The sequence below is a fragment of the Nocardioides asiaticus genome (assembly GCF_040049175.1).
GTDB classification, from domain to species: domain Bacteria; phylum Actinomycetota; class Actinomycetes; order Propionibacteriales; family Nocardioidaceae; genus Nocardioides; species Nocardioides cheoyonin.
Genome location: NZ_JBDZDM010000001.1, coordinates 1,043,355 through 1,060,692, shown reverse-complemented (window position 1 = coordinate 1,060,692; position 17,338 = coordinate 1,043,355). Strand labels below are relative to the sequence as shown.

At 74.1% G+C, this 17,338-nt stretch carries 11 protein-coding genes and 1 pseudogene; 2 read left to right on the top strand and 10 right to left on the bottom strand.

All coding sequences use genetic code 11. The features are described from left to right. Positions 1–33: 33 nt before the first annotated feature. Together rfbC and ABLE53_RS24770 are read left to right on the top strand one after the other, a co-directional pair. A complete protein-coding gene (rfbC, locus tag ABLE53_RS05170) occupies positions 34–609 on the top strand; it encodes a dTDP-4-dehydrorhamnose 3,5-epimerase (protein WP_348857624.1) in 576 nt (191 codons plus the stop codon). A 287-nt stretch (positions 610–896) separates the two neighbouring features. Next, positions 897–1,322 (top strand): phosphatase PAP2 family protein, encoded by a 426-nt coding sequence (locus ABLE53_RS24770; protein WP_425474849.1) that lies wholly within the window; start codon positions 897–899, stop codon positions 1,320–1,322. Here the strand turns inward: ABLE53_RS24770 and ABLE53_RS24765 are convergent. The 10 genes and pseudogenes from ABLE53_RS24765 to asnB all read right to left on the bottom strand — a co-directional run. After that, positions 1,285–1,401, bottom strand: a pseudogene (locus ABLE53_RS24765) (acyltransferase); the annotation flags it as partial. The gene ABLE53_RS24770 and the pseudogene ABLE53_RS24765 sit on opposite strands and share 38 nt — an antisense overlap. Before the next feature lie 481 nt (positions 1,402–1,882). Then, positions 1,883–4,033 (bottom strand): glycosyltransferase, encoded by a 2,151-nt coding sequence (locus ABLE53_RS05155; RefSeq protein WP_348857621.1) that lies wholly within the window; start codon positions 4,031–4,033, stop codon positions 1,883–1,885. Next, entirely contained in the window at positions 4,030–5,301 is a 1,272-nt protein-coding gene (locus ABLE53_RS05150) for an MATE family efflux transporter (RefSeq protein ID WP_348857620.1), read from the bottom strand. Before ABLE53_RS05150 ends, ABLE53_RS05155 begins: the two co-directional genes overlap by 4 nt. Then, positions 5,298–6,542: a glycosyltransferase family 4 protein gene (locus tag ABLE53_RS05145; protein ID WP_348857619.1), complete on the bottom strand. Its 1,245-nt coding sequence runs from the start codon at positions 6,540–6,542 to the stop codon at positions 5,298–5,300. Before ABLE53_RS05145 ends, ABLE53_RS05150 begins: the two co-directional genes overlap by 4 nt. Then, positions 6,539–7,861 (bottom strand): hypothetical protein, encoded by a 1,323-nt coding sequence (locus ABLE53_RS05140; protein WP_348857617.1) that lies wholly within the window; start codon positions 7,859–7,861, stop codon positions 6,539–6,541. The genes ABLE53_RS05145 and ABLE53_RS05140 overlap by 4 nt, the downstream gene beginning before the upstream one ends. Then, complete coding sequence (locus ABLE53_RS05135) at positions 7,858–9,567, bottom strand: GumC domain-containing protein (RefSeq protein ID WP_348857616.1); 1,710 nt, start codon at positions 9,565–9,567, stop codon at positions 7,858–7,860. Before ABLE53_RS05135 ends, ABLE53_RS05140 begins: the two co-directional genes overlap by 4 nt. Further along, positions 9,564–11,081: a hypothetical protein gene (locus ABLE53_RS05130; protein WP_348857615.1), complete on the bottom strand. Its 1,518-nt coding sequence runs from the start codon at positions 11,079–11,081 to the stop codon at positions 9,564–9,566. Before ABLE53_RS05130 ends, ABLE53_RS05135 begins: the two co-directional genes overlap by 4 nt. Beyond that, positions 11,074–13,185 carry a heparinase II/III family protein gene (locus tag ABLE53_RS05125; RefSeq protein WP_348857614.1) on the bottom strand — a complete coding sequence of 704 codons (2,112 nt, stop codon included), beginning with the start codon at positions 13,183–13,185 and terminating at the stop codon, positions 11,074–11,076. Before ABLE53_RS05125 ends, ABLE53_RS05130 begins: the two co-directional genes overlap by 8 nt. Further along, positions 13,182–15,416, bottom strand: coding sequence for a bi-domain-containing oxidoreductase (locus ABLE53_RS05120; protein ID WP_348857613.1), 2,235 nt, complete (start codon positions 15,414–15,416; stop codon positions 13,182–13,184). The genes ABLE53_RS05125 and ABLE53_RS05120 overlap by 4 nt, the downstream gene beginning before the upstream one ends. After that, a complete protein-coding gene (gene asnB, locus ABLE53_RS05115) occupies positions 15,413–17,335 on the bottom strand; it encodes an asparagine synthase (glutamine-hydrolyzing) (RefSeq protein WP_348857611.1) in 1,923 nt (640 codons plus the stop codon). The genes ABLE53_RS05120 and asnB overlap by 4 nt, the downstream gene beginning before the upstream one ends. Between the last annotated feature and the right edge of the window lie 3 nt (positions 17,336–17,338).

Below are 17,338 nucleotides of genomic sequence, written 5' to 3'. Positions count from 1 at the left end.
CCATCGGGGTCCGGACTCGGCAACGGTGGACCCATGCACGTCGCCACCACCGCGATCCCGGGCCTGCTCACCTTCGAGCCGGAGCCGCACCACGACGTCCGCGGGTTCTTCAGCAGGACCTTCGACGCGGACGTGGCGAGGGCGGTCGGCATCGTCCCCGAGCGGTTCGTCCAGGACAGCCTGTCGCGCTCCGCGCGGGGCGTCGTACGCGGGCTGCACCTGCGGGTCGGCCGCGGCGAGGCGAAGCTGGTGCGGTGCTCGTCGGGCGCCGTGTACGACGTGGTCGTCGACCTGCGGCCCGGCTCGCCGGCGTACCGCACGTGGGTCTCGTTCGAGCTCTCCGGCGACCGGCAGAACTCGATCTACGTGCCGCCGGGCTGCGCGCACGGGTTCCAGGCGCTGACCGACCCGGCCGACACGTCGTACCGCATCGACCGGCCGCACGACCCGAGCGAGGACCTGACGATCGCGTACGACGACCCGGCGCTGGCCATCCCGTGGCCGCTGGAGGTCAGCGCGATGTCGGAGAACGACCGCGCCGCGCGGCCGCTCGCCGAGCTGGAGGACCGGCTCGCCGGGGTGCTGGCGCCGACGCCCGTCGCGGGCTGACCGGGGCTGCCGGGACCGTGCTGCGGATCGGGGGAGTCGTCGCGCTGGGCGCGGTCGACGTCGTGCTCGGCGCTGCGCTGCTGGTCGCCGACGGCACGCTGGACCGGCCCGACCGGGCGGTTCTCGACGCCCTCGACCCTCACCTGGAGTGGACCTGGCGGCAGATCACCGGCGACGTGGTCGTCGAGCTGCTGCAGCCGGTCGTGACCGGCGGGCTGCTGGTGCTGCTGGCCGTGCTCGCGACCCGACGTACGGGCCGCCGGGCGGGGCTCCTGCACGCGCTCGGGATGGTCGCTGCCGTGACGGTCCCGCTGTTCGTGCTCAAGACGGTGATCGACCGGCCGCCGGTGAGCGGCCACGGCAGCAGCTTCCCGTCAGGCCACGAGGCGTCGCTGATCGCCTACCTCGGGACGCTCGCCCGCAGCCGTACGACGCGGGCCGGCCGCCTGGCCGCCGCGCGGCTCGTCGCCGTGCTCGCGGCGGCCATGGCGGTCGCGCTGGTGGTCACCGGCACTCACTGGCTCAGCGACGTCATCGGCGGAGCCGCACTGGGGTCGGCAGCTCTTCTCGCGGTGCCGGCGCCGCCGGTCCCGCTGCTGCCGGAGCGGCTGCGCCGTCCCCGCCGGCGGCGTGCAGGTGGAGCAGGTCCGGACGAGGGTGCGCCTTCGCCGCGACGCCGTACACGATCGAGTACGGCGGAACGTCCTTCGTGACGACCGAGTTGGCGCCGACGAGGCTGCCACGGCCGATGCGTACGCCGGACCCGACGAAGACGTTCATCCCGAGCCAGACGTGGTCCTCGATGATCGTCGGCCCCTTCACCCGCATGCCCTGCTCGAGCGACGGCTTGTCGGGGTCGCTGACCACGTGGTCGGCGTCGGTGATGTAGCTGCCCTGGCCGATGATCGTGTGGTCGCCGATGACGACGAGCTGCTCGGCGCCGACGGTGACGTTGCGGTTCATCCCGACGCCCTCGCCCAGCAGGATGCGGGCGCCCGCGTTGCCGCGGACGGTGATGCGGCCGTCGAAGATGCAGTCCCTGCCGATGACGAGGCTGCCGTCGCGGAGCATGTCGAGGACGTTGCCGTCGAGCGCGTAGCGCATGTGCACGCCGCGGCGGAACATCGCCCAGTGCAGCCTCAGCTTCCGCCACGGCAGGGTGTCGCGGTGGCGGAGCCGGTGGTGGGCCATCCGGCGGAGGGTGGTCTTGCCGGGCCAGATCTTGCCGGTCGGCGTGACGTACGGCGAGTACTCACCGACGTCGGGTGTCTTGTCATTCATGAGGGCTTCCTCCTCGGCGGGTCAGGAGCGCGTCGGAGAGTCGCGCCCACTGGTCGTCCAGCGCCTCCTGGAGGCGCCGGCACGTCTCTTTCATCCGGGGTTCGTCCGCTTCCTCGACGACACGCTCGATCTGCGTGCGGAGGAGCGCGGGGTCGACGGCGTCGAGCCGCTGGCTCACCCCGGTCAGCCCGAACCTGGCGAGCAGGTCGGCGGCCTTCGGCGCGTAGCCGAGCGACACGGTCGGGCGGCAGGTCGCCAGCCCGGCGACGAGGGTGTGGAAGCGCGCGGCCACGACCACCTCGGCCTGGGCCGTCTCCGCCATCACCCCGGCGAGCGTGGTCGCGGGGGAGACGGTCGGTCGTGGGACGTCATGCATGTGGGGACCACCCGCCGTGCGGGTCGCATGACGTCCCACGAGTCCAGCGACCCGCTCGGCCACGGGTCGGTCGGCGTCGTCACCGGTGACCAGGGTGACCGTGCGGCCCTCCTCGAGCAGGCCTCGGCAGAAGTCGGCCATCGCGGCCTCGAACCGGGCGAGCACCGCCGGGCCGCGGTCGGGGGTGTCCGGCCCGCCGTAGTACGCCATCACCCCGACCACCACGTGGCCGGGACGGACCGGGCCCGCCGCCGGGGTCGGCAGGCCGAACACCAGGTCTGCGGCGACGTCCACCCGGCGTCGTACGCCGAGGGTGCGGACGGCCTGCCGCGAGCGCTCGTCGCGCACGCTCACGACGTGGGCGAGCCGGGCGGTCCAGCGGTGGAAGAACCGGGTGACCGGCTCCTTCGCGACCTCCGCGCCGATGTTGAGCAGGGCGAGCCTGCGGCCGCGCAGGCGGCAGCAGACGGCGAGGACGAAGAGCCAGTACGGCAGCCCCCAGGGCGGCAGCTGCAGTCCGGACTCCAGCGTGCCCGAGCCGGGCACGACGACCGCGTCGGTGCGGCCGACGGCCCGGAAGATGCGCGGGATGTCGAGCAGCCGGCCGCCTGCCTTCATGGCCGTCACCAGCAGGCTGCCCGAGGCGAGGTCGCGGCGGTAGCTCATGATCCTCGTCGCCGGGATGCCGTGGGTCCGGGTGACCTCCGCGGGGTCCACGCACAGGGCGCTGAGCGCGACGCCGTTGCGGTCCGCCCAGGCGTGCAGCGCCTCCAGCGATGCCTCGTTGCCCTGGTTGCCGATGCCCAGGTAGCCGAAGGCCGTCACCCGGACGGCTCGACCAGCATCCCGGGCGCGGACTGCGGGATCGATGCTCTGGGCGGCGCGCGCCCGGCGGCCGCGAGGGTCGACGCGGGAGAGGAGCCAGCCGGCGAGGGCACGGAGGCAGCGGGCCTTCTCGAGCGGGCCGATGGGGGCGTCGCGTACGGCGAGCAGCAGGCCGCCGACGTACTCCGCGTAGAGCCGGGGCATCGGGTGGAGCCACCGGTTGGCGCGGCGCGGGTCGAGGCCGGCGGCGCGAGCGCGACGGCTGGTGGCCCGCTCGCCGCGGCCGGGGTGGTCGCGGCGGTGGTAGAGCACCTCGGGCAGGTGCTGGAAGCGGCCCTGCAGGGCGAGCGAGGCGACCATCACCCGGTCGGGCTGGTGGTAGCCGCCGAGCGGACGGATCCGACGGAACGTCTCGGTCCGGCCGACGGCGTAGAAGTCGTTGCCGCCCGACTCGAGCAGCACGCTGCGGAAGCGGTCGGAGGGACGCGACGCGGCGGTGTCGAGGAGGTACGCCGGCTCGGCGATGACCCGCCCCTCCTCGTCGATGAACCCGTCAGCGGAGTGGACGAGCGCGAGCCCCGGGTCCGCCTCGAGCACGTCGAGGCAGCGCTCGTAGAGCGTCGGGGCGTAGCGGTCGTCGTCGGAGGCATACGCGAAGTAGCGGCCGCGCGCGAGCGCGAGCACGGCGTTGTGGTTGCCGGCCGCGCCGAGGTTGACCGGCTGCCGGACGTACCTGACCCGCGGGTCCCTGGCGGCGTACGACTGCGCGATCTCACCGGTCCGGTCGGTCGAGGCGTTGTCGGAGACGATCACCTCGAGGTCGGTGAAGGTCTGGGCGAGCAGGTCGTCGAGCGCCTGGGCGAGGAACCGCTCGCCGTTGTACGTCGGCAGGCCGATGCTCAGGGTGGGCGCAGGAGTGGGTGCCGTGGTGGCTGTGCTCATGACGCCACCCCCGCGGGCTCGGGCGCGGGAGCGGGTACGACGGCGGGCCGCTCCCGGATCGCACGCCGCAGCTGCCACCACCAGACCGCTACCGCGATGGCGGACCCGACGGCGTAGCCCCAGGCCGACCCCTGGGCACCGCCCGCCCAGGCGCCGAGGCCGCCGCCGACGACGTACAGCGCCGAGCCGGTGAGCTGGGCGAGGAGGCTGCGCTTGGCGACGCCCATGGCGCGCAGGCCGGTCGTCGCGCCGCCCGAGAGACAGCCGAGGCAGACCACGATCGTGCCGGGCAGGATGAGGGCGGCGACGCCGTGCCAGGTGTCGCCGAGGGCGAGCCGGCCGAGACCGAGCGGCAGCACGATCAGCATCGCGATGCCCCACACGGCCGCCAGGGCGGCCTGCCCGGCGCCGAGCAGGAGGCAGAACCGGGCCATCAGCCCGGGCCTCTTGGTGAGGACGTGGTTGGCCTCGGGGACCGCCACCTGCGAGATGCCCATGAGCACCACGAGGAAGGGGCCCATCAGGATCTCGGCGGCCCTGAGCTGGCCGACCGCGACGACCCCGGCGGCGACGCCGACGAAGACGAGCCGCAGCTGCCGCGAGGAGCCGATCGCGAGGTTCTCGACCAGGTAGCGCCCGCCGAGGTGGAGGTGGTCGCGCAGCCACGGTCCGGCAGCGCGCGGCTGCGGCACGATCCCGGTCAGCGCCAGCCCGACGCCGGCGGCGACCGCCGCCGAGGCCCCGAAGACCCCGAGGCAGGTCGCGTCGGTCTCGGTGCCCGTGGCGACGAGGGCGAGGAGGCCGCCGATCAGCAGCCCGGTCCACACCAGGTCCACGAGGATCGCCCGGTCGCCGCGGCCGATGCAGAAGAACGCGAACCGCCAGGCGTCCTGCAGCATCAGCAGCGGCAGGCCGACCCCGAGCACCATGAAGCCGGTACCGAGCGGGCCGGGCAGGGCGAGCCCCGCGACGACGCAGACCAAGCCGGCCACGCAGCCGACCGCCGCCGCGGTCGCCGTCGCGGCGGCGACCGCCGGCCGCCACTGCTCGCGCGGCGCGTTGCTGAACCGCACCATCAGGGTGTCGGTCGCCAGACCCCGTGAGGCGTTCAGCACGACGGCGTACGTCACGAAGGCGAGGCTGAAGACGCCGAAGTCGTGCGGGCCGAGCTCCCGCGCCACCACGAGGCTGACGGCGAAGTTGCTGATGCTGGAGACGGCCTGGTCGGCCACGCCCCAGCCGAGGCGGCGTACGAGTCGCATCCTCATCGGGCGGCACCTGCCCTTTCCCTGAGCTGGTTGTCGAGACCTGTGTGGAGGCGGATCGCCGTGTCGTACGCCGCCAGGAGCTGCTCGAGGTGGGCGGCAGGGGCGAACCGCTCGGCGTGGGTGGCACGGGCGCGGTGGCCGAGGTCGAGGTAGCGCTGCGGCGTGCTGTCGACCTCGGCGAGCACCCGGGCGAGGTCGCGGTGGTCCTCGGCGCGGTAGAGCGTCCCGTCGACGCCGTCGGTGACGATCTCGGGGAAGGACCCCCGCGCGGGCGCGATCGGAGCGACGCCGGCGGCCATCGCCTCGATCGCGACCAGGCCGAAGGTCTCCTCCCACTGCGAGGGCACCACGGCGGCGGTGGCCCGGGCGAGCAGTGTGTGGGCCTCCTCGGGGCGGACGGTCCCCAGCAGCTGGACCGAGTCATGGCGGCGCGCCCAGCGGCGTACGGCGGGCTCGAGCGGGCCGCTGCCCGCGATGACCAGCCGCAGCCGGGACGCCGGGTGGACCGCCCGGAACGCGTCCCACGCGTGGGTGAGGAACCGGGCGCCCTTGGGGGCGTCGAGGCGGCTCAGGCTGACCACGGTGTGGTCCCGCTCGACCGGCACCGACTGCAGCGGAGCGGCCACGAAGTTGTGCACCACCCGCACACGCTCCGGCGGGAGCCGCAGCCCCGCGAGCAGGTCGCGCTGGGAGGCCGAGATGCAGAGGTACGCCGCCACGTGGGTGCGCCACAGCTCCCGGTTGGCCAGCAGACCGGCGGCGATCGGCAGGGTGGCCGCGCGCGAGCCGCGGTAGCAGCCGTGGGAGACCGCGGGGGCGACGCTGCCGTCGGCGCAGTCGTGGCAGGGCCGGCCGTCGCGGAAGAAGTCCCCCGATGCGCACAGCAGCTTGTAGTTGTGCAGCGTCGCCACGACCGGTACGCCGGCGTCACGGCAGGCCAGCAGGACCGACGGGCTGAGCAGCGGGAAGGTGTTGTGGACGTGCACCACGTCGGGGCGCCTGGCCCGCAGCACACCGGCGAGCTCCAGGCGCACGGACGGGTCGTGCACGCTCGTCAGCGGCAGCACCGCCTTGCGGGCCGCGGAGAAGCCGGCGATGTCGTCGCTGTGCCGCTCGAAGGCCGCCACGTGGTGACCGGCCTCCCGCAGCAGGGCCGCCTCGCGGTCGACGACCTGGTTCTCCCCGCTGGGCGCCTGCGACCGGTAGCGCCCGTGGACCTGCAGGATCCGCAACGACCTCATGACACGGCCTCCCGTGGTGGTGCGCTGCTGAGCAGCGAAGCGGCGATGGTGAGCTCGAGGAGGTACGACGACGGTGCGGACAGTCCGGTCTCGGTGATCGACGAGACGATCACGAAGACGACGAGGAACGCGCCGATCGCGCGCTGCGGGCCGCGGACGTGGGTCGCCACCATGAGCATCAGGACCAGCAGGAACGTCCCCTCCACGACCATCCCGAACCAGCCGGCGTCGAGGTAGGTGGCCACCCAGTTGCTGTCGATCGGGAGCCCGTTGAAGGACATGTTCGACATCCCGGAGCCGAACAGGTCGTGCAGGGCCGTGCGCTGCTGCGCGAACACCATGTCCCAGACCTTGGTGCGGCCGGTGAGCTGCCCGATGTTCTGCTCCGACTGGCCGCGCAGCAGCCAGTCGGTGATCCGGGACGCGAAGACGGTGGCGCCGAGGACGCCGATCAGCAGCCCGGTCGCGGAGACCTTCCTCATCCGCGCCTGCGACAGGAACACCGTGGCACCCGCGACCAGCAGGGCGACGAGCAGCGCGAGCAGCGCCGTACGCGTGTGGCTGAGCAGGAGCACCGGCCCGGCCACGACGACCGTGACCAGCGCCGTCCGGGTCGACGTCAGCCGGCAGGCCCAGCCGAGGAAGGTCACCCCGAGGAGGACCGCCGAGTAGTGCCCGACCTGGGTGGCCGGGATCGGCCAGATCACGCCCGACAGCCGTCCGTCGAACGAGCGAGCCGTGCCGGGCGCGGCCACGAGCCCGAGGACGACGCTGCCGACGATCACGCGCAGCGCGAGAAGGTGGCCGCGCAGCAGCGTCAGGTCGCGCCGGCCGAACCAGGGCGTCAGCAGCCAGAGCGTCGCGACGAAGACCGCGAACCGGCAGGCCCGGAAGATCGCACCGGAGACGTACGTCGCCGAGAACGCCCCCGCCAGTCCCGCGATCGGCAGCAGCGAGAGCAGCATCAGGAACAGGCTGGTCCGCACCGTACCCCGGTGGTTGGCGAGCAGCGCGAGCCCGAACCCCGCGACCAGCGCCCCCTGGTTGACCAGCTGGGCCGCCGGCCGCGGGATCGGCAGGATCGTCGTCGCGCCGAGGAACGGCAGGACGTTGAGGAACAGCATCCCCCAGGCCAGCAGGACGAGCACCGGCACCCGGTCGGGGCGTACGCCGGCGGCGGACCGGCCAGGGAGGACCCGGTCGACCAGCCAGCGGCTGACGGCGCCGGGCGCGGTGCCGATCGCCGAGCCGGTTGCCGGGCCGGTTGCCGGGCCGACCGCGGTGTCGGCCCGACGGCGCTCGGGGACGAGGGTGCTCATGTCGTCTCCGAGGCGACTTCCCGAACGCGCCCGTCCGCGGACGCCTCGTCATCCTCCGGCTCGCCCTCGGCCGACTCCTCGGACGACTTCTCGGCAGTTGGCTGCGGCGCGGACTCGACCATCGGCTCGGACTCCGGCTCGGACTCCGGCTCGGACTCCGGCTCGGACTCCGCGGCAGGGTGCTCACCCTCGGGCTCCCCGGCCGCTGCGTCGGCCGTGTCGTGGCGCCGGCGGGCGCCCTCGACCCCCCGTCGCCCGGTCGTCTCGTCGGTGCCGTCGGTGCCGGCGAGCAGTGCGCCGACCAGCGTGAGGCCGGCGGACTGGAGCAGCTCGGCGGACGACCGCAGCCGCTCGGCGCTGGTGCGCCCGGCGGTCACGAGCAGCAGCGCCCGCTCGCCCCAGGAGCCGAGCTCGTCCACCCCGGCGTCGAGGCCGAGCTGCCCCACGGTGAGGACCACGTCGGCGTCGTCCCAGCCCTCCGGCGGCGGGGCGTCGAGCAGGTCCGGGTCGAGCGGGCCGCGGGCGAGGACTCCCTCGGGCCTGACGACCTTCACCGCCGACTCCGTGAGCCGGCGGCCGAGCCGCCCCCGCTGGGTGAGGTCGACGACGAGCACCGACTTGCCGGCGCCGGCCATGGCGGTCGCCGCGGCAGCGGCGACCCGGTCAGCCGCCCGCGCCGTACGCCGGTCGCCGACCGGCGTGAGGAGGGTCAGCAGCCTCGAGGCACCGGGCTCGCTGAGCGTGGCGACCACGCCGCGGGCCAGAACCTCGTCGGCCCGCTGCTGCGAGCCGCGCCTGAGCAGCGAGGCGCCGCCGGCGGCGTACGACACCGGGGCGTCGAGGGCGAGCGCGATCTCCTCGCGGCGGCGGAGCCTGGTCGTCGTCAGCGCGTGCAGCAGCACGAGGCCGACCCCGAGGAACCCGCCGGCCACCAGCCCGGTCGCCGCGGTGAGCAGCACCTGCTTCGGCCGGGACTGCTCCACCAGGCCGGCCGGGTCGACCGCCTTGCTCGCGGCGAGCACCGACTCGATGCTGTCCTCGGTGTCGTTGATCTTCCCCTGCACGTCGCTGACCTGCGCCTGCGCCGACTCACGCTGCTGGAGGATGCCGCTGGCTCGCTCCTGCTGGCTGGCGCTGTCGCTGTTCTTGATCAGGTCGTACTCGTGGGTGTAGCCGTCGATGTTCTCCTGCAGCGCGGCGATCTGCTCCTTGTAGTTGGCGATCAGGTAGTCGGGCTGCTGGCGCATCGTCTCGGCGCGGAAGTCCAGGAACACCTTCGCCACCACCGTGGCCCGGTTGACGGCAGCCTCCTCGGTGGGCCCGGTCACCCGGACCCGGAGCAGGTCGGGGGTGAGGATCGTCCCGGAGACACCGGCCTGCAGGTCCTGCCACTTCAGTCCGAGCTGGGAGGCTGCGCGCTGGGCGACGGTGTTGCTGTCGAGGATGCCCAGGTCGGTCTGCATGGCCGAGGACGGGTCCTGACCCTCGGTGTGGTCGAGGTGCAGCACCGCGGCGGCGACCGGCTCGGGCGGCGAGGCGACGGCGTACCCGCCGCCGAGCAGGAGCCCGGCGATCCCGAAGCCGATCCAGGTACGCCGCCGGCGGCGCAGGGCGCCACGGAGGTACTGCAGGCTCGCGAAGACCGCCGGCGAGCTGTTCGCCTCGGTCGACGCGTCCACCGGGGTCTCGTCCAGTCTCCAGCTCATCGGCCGTGCCTTCCGTGCGTCGTGCCGAACCCGATCGAGGTGACGCCCGTGAGACGGGCCGGCAGCGCGAGCTGCTCGGACCGGTCCTGCTGGGTGATCCGTCCGGTGGTGTGGTCGAGGTCGTCGGGGTCGGCGACAACGACGCCGTCGATCCGCAGCCCGGCGTCGTCGGCGGCCATGGCCGTGCGGGCCAGCTCCTCGGCGGTCGCGGCACCGGCCGAGAGCACGAGCAGCGTGGCGTCCGTCGGCGGTGGTGCGCCCAGCGTCGGTGCCTCCCGGTCGAGCACGACGAGCGAGACGTTCAGGTCGCCGTGGCCGGGCTCGCCGACGTCGAGGCCGCGGCGCAGCTCGGCGCCGTCGCTCTGCCGCAGCGCCGCCCACAGCGCGGTGGCCGACGGCTGCCGCTGGGCGGGCACGATCCTGGTGTGCAGCCCCGTGCTGGCGGCGTACGACGCCGTCTGCGCCGCCACCGCGAGCGCACCCGGGTCGTCGGCGAGGGTCAGCAGGGTGAGGTCGAGCGGTCCGTCCGACGACGACGTCTCCAGGGCCCGCCGCAGCACCTGCCGCAGCGCCCAGGCGTCGGTCGCCTCCGGCTTGTAGTTCGTGAGCAGCCCGGTCCAGCCGGTCACCGTGTGAGGCACCCGGCTGCGCACCGAGGCGACGACGGTGCTGCCGGTCGCGTCGGCGATCGCGTCGCGCGGCCGGAGCCGCTTGTCGCGCCCGGCGAGCAGGGCCACGAGCAGCGCGGCGACGATCAGCGCGAAGCCGGCTCCGCCGAGCCCGTACAGCGCGTTCTGGGTCACCTCGTCGGGCTCGGTCGCGGCGGAGGCGGGCTGGATCAGCTGCGCCGTCGCGTTCTCGCCGGCGAGGTCGGTGAGCTCCTGGTCGATCTCGTTGAGCCGCGAAACCGAGTCGGCCATGTCCGTGGCGAGCGTGCCGCGAAGGGTGGAGTCCCGGAGCTGCTGTGCGCCTGTCTCGCCCCTGATCCGGGTCGCCACGCTCTGCCGCTCCTTGGACAGCTGGTCGTAGTTCGCCTGCTCCCGCTGCTTGCGCTCGAGGATCCGCTTCTGCTTGTTGGCGATCGTCGAGCTGCTGCCCTTCTGGATGTAGTCGATCTCGGCCTGGGCGGCCGCCTTGGCGACGGCGCGGGCGAGATCGGGATCCTCGGAGTGGGCGGTGTACTCGATGATGTTGTCGCCCGGCGTGCTCACCGAGACCAGCCCGCCGACCTGGCCGGCGGTCATGGTGGGGCTGAGCTGCGCGCCCGCCGCGCCGAGGACGATGTCGCTGCCGGCGACGCGGGCCTCGGTCGCCGGGTCGCGGTTCACGAGCTGGCCGCCCGCGTCCTGCTGCGGCAGGAGCACCTGGCTGCTGCTGCTGTAGGTCGTCGGCTGGACCGACGACGCGTACGTGACCCCGGCGGCCGCGCCGAGCAGCGCGGCGCCGACCAGGGCCAGACGATAACGACGCAGAGCCCCGATGCTCTGGCGTACGTCGATGACTTGCTCACCCATGGACGGGTCCCCTTCCCTCCTTGGTGGTGTGCCGACCGTGCCGCCGGCGCATGGTCTGTGCGTTCCCGTCGGCCCCGTCCTCCGTGTCCGGGAGGAACGTGAGCGCCGTGGTGATCTCGCGCGGGCCGGTGATCAGGCCCGTGCCGACGAGGACGGTGGTCGGTACGCGGGTGCCGAAGCGGGGCGAGTACCACCCCAGGACCGGGTCGGTCTCGCCGCGCCGGGTGGACCAGGCGAGGTCGGCGTCGAGCCGCACGGTCGCGCGGCCGCCGGGCCAGGCGAGGACCGCGAGGTCGCCCGAGAGCGTCGCGCGCACGGTCGGGCCGAGGTGCAGGAGCAGGCGTACGGCGTGCTGCCGGCCGTCCTCGGGCGTCAGCAGGTCCACCAGCCTGACCCGCTCCTCCTCGGCGCACAGCGACACCATCCGGTCGTGGCGTACGCCGGCGTACCCCTCGTGGTGGGCGACCCAGGTCCGGATCCCGCCGGTCCTCTCGTCGGCGAGCAGCGCGTCGACCGCCGACCGCGCGGACCGGGTCCACAGGAAGGGCCCGCCGGAGGTCGACTGGTCGAGGCCGTCGACCTCGACGGTGCTGTGCGCGGCGGTGGAGCGGAAGTACGACCGCCACTCCGGCTCGCCGTGGTAGCAGTAGGTGCCCGGGTCGGCGAGCACGTCGACCCCGTCGTACCTCACCTCGACCGACAGCGCGTCAGCGTGGGCGTGCGCCGCCATCGAGCCGAAGCCGTGCGGCCCGCCGTCGCAGCGCACCCAGATCTCCGGGCGCTCACCGCGCGGGGTCCTCAGGATCGCGGCGCCCGCCTCGGCGAACAGGTCCGGTCGGGTCGCCGGGCGGCCGCACCGCGGTCCGCCGTCGGTGAGCGCGCCGACGGCGACGGAGAGGACCGTCGGGGCGGTCGGCGGCCACCAGTCCAGCGCGCCGACGTACGCCGCGCCGGCGGCCAGCAGCTGCGCCCAGGCCTCCTCGGGACCGTCGTCGTCGATCTCACCGTCGACGACGAGCGCCCGGCCCTCGTCGCCGTCGCCCTGGCGCGGCGGCCGGCCGGTGGCGTCCGGGAGGGCGGCGGCGATGTCGAGCATGGTGGTGAGCAGCGCGACGGTCTCCTCGTCGAGCGGGTGGCCGGAGGCCTCGGCCTCGACGGCGGCGACGAGCCCGAGCTCGGCGACGAAGCGGTGGTAGTCGGTCGCGAGTTCGCGGTTCAGTCCGCACTCGAACGTGTTGGCGCGCAGGGCCGCGGACAGCCGCTCGGCGGCGTCGGCGCGCCACTCCTCGCTCTCGGCGAACCACGGGAACGCGCAGGCCGCGGCCAGCCGTCCGGCCTGCTCGGCGACGAGGTGGTTGTTGGCGGAGGAGCCGGTGCTGCGGAAGGACGACAGCCAGCGCTGGTGCCACCACAGCTGCCGCAGGGTCAGCTCGTCGTCCTCGAAGAAGAGGCTCACGCCGGGCCAGTCGTCGAGCAGCCGGCGCACCCACGCCCAGCTGATCAGCCGTACGCCGAGCTCGATCCCGCTGGTCCAGTGGATCCCCGAGAGGTAGGGGTTGGCGCGCATCCAGCTGCGCAGTTGCGTGGCCGCCGCGGCGGCGTACGCCGGTTCGCGGGTGACCCACCACGCGGCCGCGAGGACGGTGAGCTGGTGGTGCCGGGAGAGCTCCCAGACCTGCTTGACGTTGCCGGTGACCGACTCGTCGCGGTGGTCGATGCGGAAGCAGTAGGTGTCCTGCGGCGCGCGCCGGCCCGTCACCGGGTCGAGGAACCAGTCGGGGACTGCGCTGTCCTCGCGTACGACGCCGAGCACCTCCCACTCGCCGGCGAGGACCCGGTCGGCGGCGGTGACCACCGCGGCCCGGGCCTCGGGCGGCACCAGGTCGGCGGTGCCGGGGGGCAGCGGCCGTGGCGCGGGGCGCTCCTGGCGGGTGCCGCGCGGACGGGCCGGCAGGACGGTCCGCAGCGGGTCGCCGTCGGCGAGCGGGCGCACCCGGGCGCCCTGCCACGCGACCTTGCGGCCCGCGTCGGCGGTCCGGGCGGCGACCTCGGCCGGGCTCATCCGGCCGAGGCGGCGCAGGTACCACCCCGCGCCGCGGCTCACGACCGTCCGCCCCTCAGCTCGGTCCTGCCCGGGCGGTCCCCGGCGAGGGTGGCCCGCGTGGTCGCGACCAGCGAGTCGAGGGAGACCGGCATGGCTCCGCCGCCGCGGACCGCCTCCACGAAGGCCACGAGCTCGGCGCGCTGACCCTTGTCCTGGCCGCGCAGGCTGCGGTGTGCGTCCTTCTTGCGGCCGTTCCAGATGGTGACCCGGGTGAAGTTGTCCAGCCTCGCGTTGCCGCCCCCGCCGGTGACGTCGATCGTCTCCTTCGGGAACCGGCTGCTGCCGCCCTCGAGGTAGCTGACCAGCCCGACCGAGCCGTCGGCGTACTCCAGCGTGACGTGCCGGTCGCCGGCGCCCTCCGCACCGACCAGCCCGGTCACGGCGACGGGGTCGGCGCCCACCAGCGCGCTGACGGTGTCGACGAAGTGGCCGCCCTCGCCGGCCCAGCGGCTACCCTCGCGGTCGGCGTCGCGGTACCAGCTGTCGGCACCGAGGGTGCCGGCGTTGACGAGGTAGCGCACGTGCTTCGGCCCGCGGCCGAGACCGTCCCGCAGCTGCCGGACGAGCGGCGCGAACCGCCGGTTGAAGCCGACCATCACCCGGTCGTTGCCGGTCGCCGCGACGGTCTCCAGGATCGCGGCCACCTCGTCCTCGCTGAGCGCGAGCGGCTTCTCGACGAAGACCGCCTTGCCGGCCTCGAGCGCCCGGCGTACGAACGCGGCGTGCGAGTGGTGCCTGGTGACGACGAAGACCGCGTCGATCTCCGGGCTCGCGAGCACCTCCTCCGCGTCGGTCGTGGTGTGCGCGAAGCCGAAGCTGCGCTGGGCGTTCGCGGCCGAGAGCGAGCGGGTGGTCGCGACCGTGTGGAGGTACGCCGCGTCGCCCAGCTGCGCCAGGTGCGGCAGCAGCATCGAGCTCGCGTAGCTGCCCGCGCCGACGAAGCCGATCCGGACGGCGCCCTCGGCGCGACCACCCGGGGAGGGGTGACCGGTCGGGATGGTCGAGCCCCGCCTGGTCTCGACGATCCCGACCGGTTGCTGGCCGTCCGGGTCACCGGTGTGGGGGAGGTCGGTGACCCGGACGAGTTCGGAGGTGCTGGGGTAGTCGAAGAGGAATCCGACCCCCCTCAGGTCGCCCGTGCGCAGCCGCTCGTAAACCTCGGCGGCGTCGGCGACCGGGTGGACGCCGTCGACGAGGCTGGCGACCTCGAGCGACTCGGCGGCGATCAGGTCGAGGAAGCAGGCCAGGTTGCGGCGCTCGGTCCAGCGCACGTAGCCGGCGGGGTAGTCGACCCCGTCGAGCTCGTAGCGGTCGTCGTACCGGCCGGGGCCGTAGGACCGCGAGAACCTGACGTCGAGCTCCTTCTCGTAGTAGTCGTTCCACGGCAGGTCGAGCCGGGTCTTGCCGATGTCGACGACCTTGGCGCGGTCGCGGGCCAGCTTGACGGCCAGCTCGACGGGTCCGTTGGTGTGGCCGCCGGCGGCGAGGAAGACGGCATCGGCGCCGGCGGTTCCGGGCGCGGCGAGGCCGGCGAGGGCCTCCTCGAGCCGTGCGACGCCCTCCTCGTCCGGTCCGGCGGCGAGTACGGCGCCGGCCTTCTCGGCCAGCCGGCAGCGGTCGGGGACGGTGTCGACGCCGACGACGCGTACGCCGGCGGCGACGAGCAGCCGGACGACCAGCTGGCCGACCAGGCCCAGCCCGATGACGCACGCGGTCTCGCCGAGCTGGGGCTCGCCCCGGCGTACGCCCTGCATCGCGATGGCACCGACGGTGGCGAAGGCGGCGTGCTCGGGGGCGACCCCGGCCGGCACCTTGACGCACAGGTTGGTCGGGACCCAGTTGACCTCGGCGTGCAGCGCGAACTCGTTGCCGGCGCAGGCGACCAGGTCGCCGACCGCGAACTCCTCGGCGCCCGCCCCGACCTCGACGACCACCCCGGAGAGCGAGTAGCCGAGCGGAGTGTAGGAGTCGAGCTTGCCCATCGCCTTGCGGTACGCCGCCATCGGGCCCTGCTGGGCGACCGAGTCGAGCACCTTGCGGACCTGGTCCGGGCGGGCCTTGGCCTTGCCGATCAGGGAGAGCCTGGCCTCGGAGACCTTCATCAGCTCGGTGCCCGTGGAGATCAGCGAATAGAGCGAGCGGACGAGGACGCCGCCGGGGCGGCAGGCCGGCTCGGGGACGTCGAGGACGCTGAGCTCGCCGGTCTTGTAGTTCTGCGCGACATGCTTCACGAGGAGACTCCTGCGGTGCGGATCTGGCGGTACCAGAGCTCGAGCGACAGCAGCTGCCACAGCTGCTTGCTGGTGTCGCGGCGGCTGGTGCGCTGGTCGGTGACGAGCCGGTGGACGGCGTCCGCCCTCAGGAATCCGGAGCTCACCAACTCACCCCCGACCAGCACGTCGTCGAGCTGCTCGCGCAGGTCGTGGGTGACCCAGGCGCGCAGCGGGGCGCCGAAGGACGCCTTGGGACGGTCGATGATCTCGGCGGGGATCCAGGCGCGGGCGGCGTCCTTGAGCGCCGCCTTCTGCGTCCGGCCCCGGACCTTGTCGCGACCCTTCATCGCGAAGGCGGCGGCGAAGACCTCGCGGTCGACGAACGGCACCCGCACCTCGGTGGAGGCGGCCATGCTCGCGCGGTCGGTGTAGGTCAGGTTGAGCCCCTGCATGAACAGCCGCGCGTCGGCGAGGCACATCCGGTTGACCGCCTCGTCGTCGCCGTCGAAGGCGGCCGGGTGGTCGGCGTACGTCGCGGCGTGCTCGTCGAGCAGGGCATCGACGCTCGCGCCGAGGTCGGGGTCGACCAGTCCGCGCAGCTCGCTGCCGTCGTACAGCGTGTAAGAGCGGCGGAAGGCCTCCTCCTCGGCGAGGTCGGCGAAGCTGCAGAACCGCTGCGCCCAGCGGACGGTGCGCAGGCCGCGACCGCCGGCGGCGACGGGGAGCGCGTCGACCGTACGGCGTACGCCGCGGCGCAACGGCGCTGGCGCGCGACGGTAGCGGGCGGCGATCAGGCAGGCGAGGTGCTTGCGGTAGCCGCCGAAGAGCTCGTCGGCGCCCATCCCGGAGAGGAGCACCTTGACGCCGGCGTCGCGGGCGGCCTCGCACATGAGGAAGGTGTTGATCGCGGCCGGGTCGCCGATCGGCTCGTCGAGGACCTCCACCATCCGCGGCAGCATCTGGGTGACGTCGGGGTGGAGCTCGATCTCGTGCAGCCTGATGCCGAGGTGGTCGGCGAGCCGGCGGGCGTAGAAGGCGTCGTCGGGCATCGCCTCGAGCCGCTGGTCGGCGGCGCGGAACGCGATCGTCCAGGCCTCGATCGAGGGGTCCTGGTCGTGCGCGAGCGCGGTCACGATGCTCGAGTCGAGGCCGCCGGAGAGGAACGAGGCGACGGGTACGTCGGCGACGAGGTGCGCGATCACCGACTCCTCGATCACGGCGCGCAGGTCGGGCGTGGCGGAGGCCGCCGCCCTCGCCGCCTCCTCGACCGGGTCCCAGAAGACGCCGCGCTCGGTGCGGCCGTCGGCGTGGTGGGTCTCCCAGGTGCCGGCGGGCAGCTGGCTGACGCCCTGCAGCGAGCAGTGCTGCGGCGGCACCCAGTAGTAGAGGATCGAGGCGACCATCGACGCGGGGTCGACGCGCAGCTCCTCGCCGACGGCGGTGGCGAGCGCCTTCAGCTCGGAGGCGAAGACCACGCCCTCGCCGCGCGGGAGCACGTAGAGCGGCTTGATCCCGAGGCCGTCGCGGGCGAGCGTGACCGAGCCGGCCCGCTCGTCGTACACCGCGAGCGCGAACATCCCGCGGAAGCGCGCCAGCGCCGCCGGGCCCCAGGCCCGCCAGGCCTCGAGCACGACCTCCGTGTCGGAGGTCGTCGTGAAGGCGACACCGCGGCCCTCGAGCTCGGCGCGCAGCGCGCGGAAGTTGTAGAGCTCGCCGTTGTAGACCAGCGCCAGCCCGTCCCGGCAGAACGGCTGGTCGGCGCCCGCGGTCGGGTCGATGATCGAGAGCCGCCGGTGGCCGAGCACCATCGCCGCGCGCGGCGTCACCAGCTCGACGACGCCGCCCGCGTCCGGCCCGCGGTGGGCCAGCCGCTCGGTCATGGCCGTCACCAGCTGCTTGCCGTCCTGCTGCTGGAACGCCCCCGCCACTCCGCACATCGG

Coding starts and splice junctions, on each gene's coding strand:
- asnB (WP_348857611.1), bottom strand. CDS start 17,335: ATGTGCGGAGTGGCGGGGGCGTTCCAGCAGCAGGACGGCAAGCAGCTG.
- ABLE53_RS05130 (WP_348857615.1), bottom strand. CDS start 11,081: ATGGGTGAGCAAGTCATCGACGTACGCCAGAGCATCGGGGCTCTGCGT.
- ABLE53_RS24770 (WP_425474849.1), top strand. CDS start 897: ATGGTCGCTGCCGTGACGGTCCCGCTGTTCGTGCTCAAGACGGTGATC.
- ABLE53_RS05140 (WP_348857617.1), bottom strand. CDS start 7,861: ATGAGCACCCTCGTCCCCGAGCGCCGTCGGGCCGACACCGCGGTCGGC.
- ABLE53_RS05135 (WP_348857616.1), bottom strand. CDS start 9,567: ATGAGCTGGAGACTGGACGAGACCCCGGTGGACGCGTCGACCGAGGCG.
- rfbC (WP_348857624.1), top strand. CDS start 34: ATGCACGTCGCCACCACCGCGATCCCGGGCCTGCTCACCTTCGAGCCG.
- ABLE53_RS05145 (WP_348857619.1), bottom strand. CDS start 6,542: ATGAGGTCGTTGCGGATCCTGCAGGTCCACGGGCGCTACCGGTCGCAG.
- ABLE53_RS05155 (WP_348857621.1), bottom strand. CDS start 4,033: ATGAGCACAGCCACCACGGCACCCACTCCTGCGCCCACCCTGAGCATC.
- ABLE53_RS05150 (WP_348857620.1), bottom strand. CDS start 5,301: ATGAGGATGCGACTCGTACGCCGCCTCGGCTGGGGCGTGGCCGACCAG.